Below are 10714 nucleotides of genomic sequence, written 5' to 3'. Positions count from 1 at the left end.
CTCGTCCTTCCACTTAGAGCTAGTGCTTGATCCTGTCCCTTTTGGTTCGATATACTAAGGGGGTTATAGGTATGGAAGGTAAGGATAGGGGATGACAAAACGATGTCTTCAAACGGAGTCAATGTTACTGTAAATGTAAAGACAACCATTCGTGACGGAAAAGCAAAGGAAGTTCACCAGATGGCTGCAGAAGGTCAGTTGTTTCAACGCGGGCAGCAGACAGTCCTTCGTTTTAACGAACCGAAAGAAGAAGAGAAAGATAAGCAAACCGTTCAAACGGTGAAACTACATAAAGGAGAAATGTCCGTCCTTCGAAAGGGTGGTATTTCAATGAATCAACGCTTTATTCCAGGTCAAAAAACAGAAGGAATCTATCACAGCCCTTTTGGTCCAATGAGTATGAGCACAGACACAAAGGAAGTCGATTATCATTGGGATGAACAGGAACTGGAAGGCTATATTGATTTGCGGTACAAACTAATCATGCAAAGCTCGAATACAGGAAACTATCATATGCACGTATCCATAAAGGAGGTCTAACGCACGATGAGCCAAGTAGAACAACTCAAAGAAAATTTAAAAAGTGAACTTATTGCATCCGCAGTAAAGGCTGGTTTAGCATCGGCAGATCAGATCCCGAATGTCGTCATCGAGACACCAAAAGACAAGACACACGGAGATTTTGCAACAAATCTGGCCATGCAGCTAGCAAAAATAGCTAAAAAGGCACCAAAAATGATTGCAGAAGATATAGAAGCGAATTTTGATTATCAAGCTGCAAAAGTAGAAAAGGTTGATATTGCCGGTCCGGGATTTATTAACTTTGTAATGAAAAAGGATTATTTAACGGAGATCGTCCATACGGTTCTTGAGCAAAAAGAAAAGTTCGGAAATACAAACATAGGCAAGGGAAAGAAAATCCAAGTCGAGTTTGTTTCGGCAAACCCAACTGGCACGCTTCATTTGGGACACGCAAGAGGGGCAGCGGTAGGAGACTCCTTGTGCCATATTCTTGAAAAGGCAGGATATGACGTTGCTCGTGAATATTATATCAACGATGCTGGGAACCAGATTGATAACCTTACCCTTTCCTTAGAAGCGAGATACTTGCAAGAAATAGGGGAAGAGGCGGCGATGCCTGAGAATGGTTACCAAGGAAAGGATATCATTGGTTTTGCCAAAGAGATCGTTGAAAATTATGGGGACCGTTTCAAGGATACGGATCAAGAGGAACGACGAGGTTTTTTCCGGGAATACGGGTTAAAACGGGAACTGGATAAGCTTAAATCAGACTTGGCCGACTATCGTGTTCATTTTGACAACTGGTTTTCTGAAACATCTCTTTATACAGATGGAAAAGTAACAGATGCCTTAGAGGATCTTAAGAAGCGTGGCGAAACATTTGATCAAGATGGAGCAACATGGTTCCGTTCGACGGAGTACGGGGATGACAAAGATCGCGTTCTCGTAAAAAGCGATGGTTCCTACACCTATTTAATGCCAGATATTTCATATCATAAAAATAAATTTGCTCGAGGATTTGAGGAATTGATTAACATTTGGGGAGCAGACCATCACGGCTACATCCCACGAATGCGCGCGGCAATCCAAGCTCTTGGGTATGAAAAAGATCAATTGGATGTTCAAATCATTCAGATGGTGAACCTTTTTGAGAATGGTGAAAAGGTGAAAATGAGTAAACGTACCGGGAAGGCTGTAACAATGCGCGAACTCATGGAAGAAGTCGGCATCGATGCGACACGTTATTTCTTTGCGATGAGAGCAGCGGATTCTCATCTTGATTTCGACTTGAGCCTGGCTAAATCACAGTCCAATGACAACCCTGTTTACTATGTGCAATACGCTCATGCAAGAATTTGCAGTATGCTGCGACAGGCGGAAGAAAAAGGATTCAAGGTTGACAAGGAAGTGGACTTAACGGGATTAATAGCCGTAAAAGAACAAGATTTAATGAAAAAACTAGGTGAATACCCTGAAGCAATTGCGGATGCGGCAAAACGCCGTTCGCCACACCGAATGACAAACTATGTGCACGAATTGGCACAAGCGTTACACAGCTTCTACAATGCTGAAAAAGTAATTAGTGAAGACGTATCCTTAACAAAAGCGCGCCTTGCGCTAATGGATGCTGTCCGTATGACGCTTCAAAATGCGCTTAAAATTTTGGGTGTTGAAGCACCGGAGAAAATGTAATAAATAGATGTTCGGGGGAAGGTCGTTTTTGACCTTCCCCCAATTTTTTGTTTTGGTAGATGGTAATGAGCGATTGCGGCGGAGAAATGTGTATCAAAAATTTAAGAATGTAGAAGAGGAAACCTTCTAACCTAAAAAGTAAGGGGTTTCATTTTCTGCATTTTTTCAGGATTCAAGTATAATGGAGAAAGAGTTAAAAATAGAAGGAGGAATTATTTATGGCTAATAAGATAAAATGGGGAATTTTGAGTTCGGCTAAAATCGCTGAGACAGCCTTTGTTCCAGCAATCAAACTTGCAAAACAAGCAGAGCTAAAAGCAGTCGCAAGTGAAAGTGGAAAGGCAGCGGATACAGCGAAACGATGGGGAATTGACACGTCGTATGATTCGTATAAAGAATTGCTTCAAGATCCAACTATCGATGCAATTTATATTCCTTTACCGAACAGCTTACACAAAAAATGGTTGATTGAAGCAGTACAAGCTAAAAAACATGTACTCGTGGAGAAACCAGCAGCACTTACTAGTGATGAAGTGAAAGAAATGGATGCAGCGGCGAAAGAAAATGGCGTAGTTTGGATGGAAGCCTTTATGTATCAGTTTCATCCTCAACACAGCCAAGTGAAGAAATGGTTGGCAGAGGGGAAAATTGGTGAGGCAAAGCTGTTCCGAGGCTCATTCTCTTTTTCAATGGACGTAAATAGTGGTAATATCCGTTTGAACTCTGAACTTGGAGGCGGAAGTTTATTTGATGTCGGCTGTTATTGCGTTCATGCGAGCCGCTTTATTTTTGAAGAGGAGCCTGTGCAAGTATTTGGACATGCCAACCATCATCCTGAGAAAAAAATTGATTTGTCTACAACGGGAATTCTAACTTTTGAAAACAAGCAAGCAGTGATCGATTGCAGCTTCGAACAAGCAAATGTGAATCGTTATGAAGTAGTTGGTACAAAAGGTTCCATCGAAGTTCCTTATGCTTTTCGTCCGGATGGAAATCCCAACAATGGACTAGGTGAAGTAATATTAAAGGATGGAGCAGGGGCAACTGTGGCTGTTGAAACGTTTGATGCGAACCAATATACAGTGCAAATTGATCACTTTTCACAGGCAATCCTGGATAATACACAGCCTTCGTATACACCAGAGCAAACAATATTGAATATGACTGTTATCGAATCTCTATATCAATCCATAGACGAAGGAAAGCCCGTCTCGCTAAAAAAATAATTACTTAATGTGAAGAACATTGTAAAAGTAGAATTCTACTTTTACAGTGTTCTTTTTGCAACTTTATCTATTTCAAGGCCAATTAACGGTATCTTGCCAGTAATTAATGAAGCAGAGAACCGTCCCTGTGATTGTTGTACGTACCTCTTTCTGTTAGGATAGAATTGGTTAGTATACATAACCTAGTTTTATCAACTGACTAGCAAAAGAAGGTGAGAAGAGTGCAAGATATTCTATTAGCGATAATAGCTGGACTGATAGTAGGGTTTCTTTTTGCGTGGATCAAATTGCCGATCCCTGCTCCGCCTGCATTACCGGGTATTATGGGTATTGTCGGTATCTATATGGGATTTAAATTATTCCAATGGGTATCCGTGTCCTTTTTTGGATAGTTTTCAAAAAGCCAGAGCATTAGAGGGTGACGGACGAAGATCCGGTCGTCTGTAGCGGGAGTAGAACAATGAATCGGTGTTTTGATCTATTCTCTCTGCAAATATGATTTGAAATGTTGGATAAAAAGTTAAAATGCACATATCCTACCATCATTACTGTAAGAACGAGATGATAGGAGATGATCGCATGAGTTGGACACAACAGTCACAGAAAGCAGCCATATATTTTGAAAAGGAGGGGAAAGGAATTCCTCTCCTATTTGTACATCCGCCATCGATGGGCCACGTTACATTCCGACGCCAAAAGAATCGACTTTCGGAATCTTATCAAGTAATAACGATGGACTGTCGTGGAAATGGACGAAGTGGCATTGATGAACAACCTTTATCAATGTCTGTTCTAGCGGATGATGTCATTCGTGTGCTTGATGAGGCCAAGGTAAATTCGGCGTATCTTTGTGGATACTCAAATGGAGGGTCTATCGTGCAAGAAGCAGCAATAAGATACCCGAATCGAGTACGAGGCATCATATTATTGGGAGGCTTCCCCGAAGTAAATAGTTTTCTCTTAAGAAATGAATTCAAGCTTGGTATTTTAGCAACAAGGGCAAAACAAATGAATGTAGTTTCCAATGTACTGGCGGTTGCACACGAGCGAAATCAACGAAATAAACGGGAGCTATCGAATTACGTTCGTCTGACTCCTGCCTCGGTATTGGAAAAATATTACCGTATTGGGCTAGAATACACAGCAACAAAGAGGTTACATAAAATCACCTGTCCGCTGCTTCTGATGTATGGGACGAGAGATGATTATGTTCACCACTATCGACACTTGTTTACGGAAAATGTAACCGGAGAGGTGGAAGTCGTTCTAATTGACGATGTCGGTCATCAATTGCCTACAAAAAAATCTTCTGCCGTGCATGAAATTATCAAAACTTTTATTGGAACGCACGAAAAAAATGCCTAGTTGTTTCAACACCTGGGCATTTCATATAGTTATAAATAGAAGGAGACTGCCGTCGCGATTTTTTCTTTCAAACGCTCGAACAACGTTCTCTTATTGACAGTATTCATCGTAATCGGTTCGGCACTTTCATAATAATCCTTTTCAATTTCTTCTTTAACTGGTTTGATCCAATTTTTATCCGATATCACAGTGTTTATTTCCTTATTTATATGAAAGCTTCGTTTATCGATGTTAGCCGTGCCGATAAACATGAGGCGTTCATCTACGGTGACAACTTTTGCATGATAAAATCCCTCATAAAATTGACGAAACTCTACTCCAACCTCTAAAAGCTCCGGCATATAAGGAAAGGCCGCATCTTTTACAAGAGGATGATCCGGATATTTAGGAATAAGAATTTGAATTTTCACGCCTCTTTTTGCAAGTGAGACAAGTTTGTTCTTTAGCCTTTCTCCTGGAATAAAGTAAGGCGTCCCTATAAACACAGAAAATTGAGCGTCTTCAAGGACATCATCTATGATGTGTTCTAGATGGGCGCCATTCGTGGAAAATATCCGCATCGGAATTGTGTCTTCAGGGGATGTAAGCTGAAGTGTCTTTTCAAAATCAACGGATTCACCAGAAGCTTCGTTCCAGTCAGCAAGAAAACATTGTTGGAGGTCTGCTACACCTGCTCCCTCGAGAAACATGTGATAATCTCGCCATCGTCCCTTTTTGGGATCACGCCCTAAATATTCATCTCCAACATTATAACCGCCAACGTAACCATATTTCCCATCAATAACGACAATTTTTCGGTGATTTCTCTCATTGATAGAGTAGAATAAGAAAGGAAAAGAGGGCACATTTAACTTTACAAATTGAACTCCCGCTTTTTTAAGCGATTTTTGTTCCTTTCTTGAAATACTGTGGGCCAACCAATCGACAGTTAGTCGAACCGTGACACCTTTCTTGGCACTTTCTTTTAATTCATGAAGTAGTTTTTTCCCAATATTATCATCGCGGAAAATATAAAATTGCATATGGATATGATCAGTAGCTTTTTCAGTTTGCTGCAAAAGGTGATCAAGCCATTTGTCACCTTGCATAAAAAACTGTACATTGCTTTGTTTGTATAAAGTATTTTCCATTGGCGTAATTTTGGAACGATGCCGTTTCAACCCGAAAAAGAGATCCAGACAAATCCAAACAATGAGTAAGAATGGTATCAAGAGAAGTTTCATAAGATTGCCCCTTTTTAAAGTTTTTCATTAGGTTTCCCAAAATGAATTAATTTAAGTCATTCTAAGGAAACAGGAAACGTATAGAGTAACAAAGGGAAGAAAAAAATTAAATTTAATTTATGAATGAGTATTCACTCATGAGTTTCTATGCTATAATCAAAACTATATTAATGCAGGTTTAGTGAAGAAATTGTTGAGAAGAAAAGCTCTCTGTCAGCCTTAAATGATCGACATCATTCCTTCTCGATGCCAAAAAATAGATTGATTTGAAAGGAGTTGTTTTTATGAATCCGATTATGATTAATTGGCTCATGTTCATTCTTGTAACCGGTTACGCGTTGTACTTATTCGCATCACTGGTTAAGACTCGGATGGAATACATTAAGCTTGGAAAAAAAGCAGAATTTATCTTAACGATGAAAGAACGCAAGGAGGCCATGATGACGATGGTCTTCGGTCAGAAGAAATTATTAAAGGATAAGAAGAGTGGGATTATTCATGTGATGTTTTTCTACGGATTTCTTCTCGTTCAGTTCAGTGCCATTGACGTCATAATCAAAGGTCTGGCTCCTGGGAACCACTTACCGTTAGGACCGTTGTATCCGTTCTTTACGTTTTTTCAGGAAATCGTTGTTGTGATGATTTTAGTTGCGGTCGTATGGGCGTTTCATCGTCGGTATGTTGAAAAGTTAGTTCGACTAAAACGTAATTTCAAGGCTGGATTAGTACTTATTTTCATTGGGGGGTTAATGATTTCCAAACTTTTAGCCAAAGGGATGGAAATTATTTGGTTAGATAAATCAGTATCATGGGCGGCGGAACCGATTGCTTCAACAATTGCAACTGTTTTTGCAGGATTAGGACCGACAGTGGCTGGAGCGGGATTCTTTGTTTTCTGGTGGATGCATTTGATGTTTCTATTAACTTTCCTCGTTTATATTCCGCAATCAAAGCATGCGCATTTAATTGCCGGACCTGCGAATGTTTGGCTTGGTCCAACACATAAGCGTGGGCAGCTACAAGCTATAAATTTCGAAGAGGAAGATGTGGAGAAATTCGGAAAAAACCAAATTGAAGACTTTGATCAAAAGCAATTAATTGATCTATATGCCTGTGTTGAGTGTGGGCGCTGTACGAATATGTGTCCGGCAACTGGAACAGGGAAGATGCTTTCGCCAATGGACTTGATTATGAAAATGCGGGACCATTTAACGGATAAAGGTGCGGCAGTTACTTCTAGAAATCCTTGGATGCCAGGTTTTGCTTTCCAAAACACCCGTGGAAACCAAATCGCGGCTGGCGGAACGGACGGTTCGAATGCATTAGACTTTAATCCGTATGATGTAAATCTTATCGGTGATGTGATTACAGAGGAAGAGATCTGGGCCTGTACGACCTGCAGAAACTGTGAGGATCAATGTCCGGTGATGAATGAACATGTCGATAAAATTATTGATATGCGCCGTTATCTTGTTCTAACAGAAGGCAAGATGGATCCCGAGGCACAGCGGGCGATGACGAATATCGAACGTCAAGGAAATCCTTGGGGTATTAACCGGAAAGAGCGTGAAATTTGGCGTGAAGGACGCGAGGATATTGAGGTTCCAACCGTTAAAGAACTTAAAAAACGTGAGGAAGAATTTGAGTATCTTTTCTTTGTAGGGTCCATGGGCTCATATGACAAGAGAAGTCAAAAGGTTGCTCAATCCTTTGCGAAAATCATGAATGAAGCGGGTATCAAGTTTGCGATTTTGGGAAACAAGGAAAAGAATTCGGGCGATACGCCAAGACGGATCGGCAATGAATTCCTGTTTCAAGAGTTAGCTACTGCCAACATTGAAGAATTCAAGAAAAATGATGTGAAAAAGATCGTTACACTCGATCCTCACGCATATAATACATTTAAAAACGAGTATCAGGATTTTGGATTGGAAGCAGAAGTCTATCATCACTCAGAGCTGTTGTTCCAGTGGATTCAGGAAGGACGAATTAAACCGACGATTGAGGTAAAAGAAAAGGTTGTTTACCATGATTCCTGTTATCTTGGCCGCTACAATGATGTATACGATCCACCTCGCGAAATATTGAAAGCAATACCGGGAATTGAGCTCGTGGAAATGGAACGTAACCGTGAAAACGGCATGTGCTGTGGAGCCGGCGGCGGAATGATGTGGATGGAAGAAGATACTGGAACACGTGTGAATGAAGCGAGGACGGAACAAGCAATTTCAACGCAAGCTAGTGTCATTGGCAGCGCTTGTCCATATTGCCTAACAATGATGACGGATGGAACGAAGTCGAAAGAAGTAGATGAAGAAGTAAAAACAATGGACATCGTTGAATTATTGGAAAAATCATTAGTGAAAAAAGAAGAAACAGTAAGTGCTTAATTAAACGGGTGTGTCTAAAGAATCTAATCTTTGGACACACCCATCATACTGATTTTTCATAATAAGTTGGAGACTTCTCTAACTTGATGTTTTATACTAGAAAATAGATAGCCAATGTAAGCGCTTTAAAGTTCGCGTGTGGGCTGATTGAGCGGACGAATATGTGTACGGGAAAATAAAGTTAAAGGAGGAACAGATATATGGGAAAGACAGTCATTGTTGGAGGAGCAAGAACGCCAGTTGGAAAACTTGGTGGGGGATTAGCAACCTTTACAGCTTCTCAGCTCGGCGGCAAGGCGATCAAAGAAGCGTTGACGAGAGCTGGAGTTGAGGCAAAGGACGTTGGACATGTCATCATGGGAAACGTGTTACAAGGAGGGCAAGGACAACTTCCTTCCAGACAAGCGATGCATGAAGCAGGAATACCATGGGAAACAGAAACGGAAACAATTAATAAAGTATGTGCTTCAGGTATGAGAAGTGTTACCCTCGCTGATATTCTGATTCGTTCAGAAGAACAGGACATCATCGTGGCAGGCGGAATGGAGTCGATGAGTCAGGCTCCTTTTTTTGTGAAGGGGGCTCGATTTGGTTTTAAAATGGGGGACCAAAAATTCTACGATATGATGACACACGACGGTTTAACGTGTTCTTTTACAGGAGTTCATATGGGCAATTACGGAAACGGCGTTGCTGAGGAACACAATCTGTCACGAGCAGCACAAGATGAATGGTCGTATCGGAGTCATCTAAAAGCAGGCGAAGCAATGAACGCAGGGAAATTTGCGGAAGAGATCGTTCCGATAGAGGTACCACAACGAAAGGGTGACCCACTTCTAGTCGAACATGATGAATCACCACGATTAGATTCGACGGTCGAGCGTCTGGCAAAACTGAAGCCGGCTTTTGGGGCAGAAGGAACGATTACGGCAGGGAATGCTCCTGGGGTAAACGACGGTGCAGCAGCGCTTGTATTAATGTCAGAAGAAAAAGCCAAGGAAAAAGATCTTACACCATTGGCAACGATTGTCGCTCACACACAGTTAGCGATTGAGCCTGAAGGTTTTCCGAAAACGCCAGGGCTTGTCATTAATAAACTCTTAAAAAAAGCTGGGAAGACCGTTGCAGATATTGATTTATTTGAAGTAAATGAAGCATTTGCCGCCGTTTCTCTCGCAAGTGGACAAATAGCTGGTTTGGATCCTGAAAAGATCAACGTTAATGGAGGAGCAGTCGCACTAGGTCATCCGATCGGAGCGAGTGGCACTCGAATTATTCTGACACTTGCGTATGAATTAAAACGTCGCGGTGGCGGCATCGGTATTGCGGCAATATGCAGCGGAGGCGGGCAAGGCGATGCAATCATGATCGAAGTGAAGTAACTCCTTAGGTGTAATCACGTCTTTCCGTGTCGCAACTATGTCAGGAGGTCAACCTACTATGAAAATAATGATCATTGGTGCTGGACAAATGGGATCGGGAATTGCCCAGGTTTGTGCCATGAATGGCTACGAAGTATTTTTACATGATCTAACATTAGAATTAGTGGAAAAGGGACGGAACGGGATAAAGAAGAAGCTCCAACGGCAAATAGAGAAAGCACGGCTGACAGAACAGGATGCTGACCGATTTTTACAAAGAATTCAAACCTCAACGGAGCTTAGGAATGCAAAGAATGCTGATATTATTATCGAAGCTGCAGTAGAAAACATGGAGGTGAAGAAAAGTCTTTTCACCAAGCTGGATAGCTATGCACCAGCGCATGCGATTCTAGCAACGAATACATCGTCACTTCCGATTACAGAAATTGCAGCCGCAACGAATCGGACGGATAAAGTGATTGGCATGCACTTTATGAATCCTGTTCCGGTCATGAAGCTAGTCGAGGTGATTCGTGGACTGGCGACAAGCCAAGAAACATTCGACAAGGTTTATAGTCTTGCAGAATCATTGAAAAAGACAGCAGTTGAAGTGAACGATTTTCCGGGGTTTGTGTCCAATCGAATTTTAATGCCGATGATCAATGAAGCAATTTACACTGTTTTTGAAGGAGTGGCTACACCGGAAGACGTGGATGAAGTGATGAAATTAGGCATGAATCACCCAATGGGGCCACTTACATTAGCTGATTTCATAGGATTAGATACGTGTTTAGCCATCATGGAGACGCTTCATGAAGGGTTCGGTGATGATAAATACCGGCCGTGTCCGCTACTTCGTAAATATGTGAAGGCAGGTTGGCTCGGTAAAAAGTCTGGCAGAGGTTTCTATCGTTACAGTAAATGACAGAGAAGAG

Annotated in this window: 9 protein-coding genes; 8 read left to right on the top strand and 1 reads right to left on the bottom strand. The window is 41.5% G+C overall.

Annotation, left to right across the window (positions count from 1 at the left end; genetic code table 11):
- Positions 1-102: 102 nt before the first annotated feature.
- From ACHABW_RS21515 to ACHABW_RS21495, 5 genes are all read left to right on the top strand, one after another.
- Positions 103-540, top strand: a complete 438-nt coding sequence (locus ACHABW_RS21515) for a DUF1934 domain-containing protein (RefSeq protein WP_435758437.1) — start codon at positions 103-105, stop codon at positions 538-540.
- A 6-nt stretch (positions 541-546) separates the two neighbouring features.
- The gene (gene argS / locus ACHABW_RS21510) at positions 547-2214 is read left to right on the top strand and encodes an arginine--tRNA ligase (RefSeq protein ID WP_435758435.1); all 1668 of its coding nucleotides are present in this window, start codon (positions 547-549) and stop codon (positions 2212-2214) included.
- Between the two features lie 218 nt (positions 2215-2432).
- Positions 2433-3440, top strand: coding sequence for a Gfo/Idh/MocA family protein (locus tag ACHABW_RS21505; protein ID WP_435758434.1), 1008 nt, complete (start codon positions 2433-2435; stop codon positions 3438-3440).
- Between the two features lie 221 nt (positions 3441-3661).
- Positions 3662-3832, top strand: a complete 171-nt coding sequence (locus ACHABW_RS21500; protein ID WP_110938303.1) for a XapX domain-containing protein — start codon at positions 3662-3664, stop codon at positions 3830-3832.
- 187 nt (positions 3833-4019) lie between these two features.
- Positions 4020-4805: an alpha/beta fold hydrolase gene (locus tag ACHABW_RS21495; RefSeq protein WP_435758431.1), complete on the top strand. Its 786-nt coding sequence runs from the start codon at positions 4020-4022 to the stop codon at positions 4803-4805.
- Positions 4806-4834: 29 nt separating this feature from the next.
- Here ACHABW_RS21495 and cls read toward each other — a convergent pair whose 3' ends face one another.
- Positions 4835-6028, bottom strand: a complete 1194-nt coding sequence (cls, locus tag ACHABW_RS21490) for a cardiolipin synthase (protein ID WP_435758429.1) — start codon at positions 6026-6028, stop codon at positions 4835-4837.
- A 284-nt stretch (positions 6029-6312) separates the two neighbouring features.
- Between cls and ACHABW_RS21485 the strand changes: the two genes are divergently transcribed.
- The 3 genes from ACHABW_RS21485 to ACHABW_RS21475 all read left to right on the top strand — a co-directional run bounded on the left by ACHABW_RS21485 (position 6313) and on the right by ACHABW_RS21475 (position 10704).
- The gene (locus tag ACHABW_RS21485) at positions 6313-8418 is read left to right on the top strand and encodes a (Fe-S)-binding protein (protein WP_435758427.1); all 2106 of its coding nucleotides are present in this window, start codon (positions 6313-6315) and stop codon (positions 8416-8418) included.
- A gap of 200 nt (positions 8419-8618) precedes the next feature.
- Entirely contained in the window at positions 8619-9800 is a 1182-nt protein-coding gene (locus ACHABW_RS21480) for an acetyl-CoA C-acetyltransferase (RefSeq protein WP_435758425.1), read from the top strand.
- A 58-nt stretch (positions 9801-9858) separates the two neighbouring features.
- On the top strand, positions 9859-10704 hold the full coding sequence (locus tag ACHABW_RS21475; protein ID WP_435758424.1) for a 3-hydroxybutyryl-CoA dehydrogenase: 846 nt from the start codon (positions 9859-9861) through the stop codon (positions 10702-10704).
- Positions 10705-10714: the final 10 nt, after the last annotated feature.

This window comes from Salipaludibacillus sp. CF4.18, assembly GCF_051262595.1.
Classification (GTDB): domain Bacteria; phylum Bacillota; class Bacilli; order Bacillales; family Salisediminibacteriaceae; genus Salipaludibacillus; species Salipaludibacillus neizhouensis.
The sequence above is the reverse complement of the archived record's forward strand: the minus strand, read 5'-3'. Positions and strand labels throughout refer to the sequence as shown.

Excerpts from the sequence above, each read along its gene's own strand:
- ACHABW_RS21485 (WP_435758427.1), top strand. The coding sequence starts at position 6,313 with ATGAATCCGATTATGATTAATTGGCTCATGTTCATTCTTGTAACCGGT.
- ACHABW_RS21480 (WP_435758425.1), top strand. The coding sequence starts at position 8,619 with ATGGGAAAGACAGTCATTGTTGGAGGAGCAAGAACGCCAGTTGGAAAA.
- cls (WP_435758429.1), bottom strand. The coding sequence starts at position 6,028 with ATGAAACTTCTCTTGATACCATTCTTACTCATTGTTTGGATTTGTCTG.
- ACHABW_RS21515 (WP_435758437.1), top strand. The coding sequence starts at position 103 with ATGTCTTCAAACGGAGTCAATGTTACTGTAAATGTAAAGACAACCATT.
- ACHABW_RS21495 (WP_435758431.1), top strand. The coding sequence starts at position 4,020 with ATGAGTTGGACACAACAGTCACAGAAAGCAGCCATATATTTTGAAAAG.
- ACHABW_RS21475 (WP_435758424.1), top strand. The coding sequence starts at position 9,859 with ATGAAAATAATGATCATTGGTGCTGGACAAATGGGATCGGGAATTGCC.
- ACHABW_RS21505 (WP_435758434.1), top strand. The coding sequence starts at position 2,433 with ATGGCTAATAAGATAAAATGGGGAATTTTGAGTTCGGCTAAAATCGCT.
- argS (WP_435758435.1), top strand. The coding sequence starts at position 547 with ATGAGCCAAGTAGAACAACTCAAAGAAAATTTAAAAAGTGAACTTATT.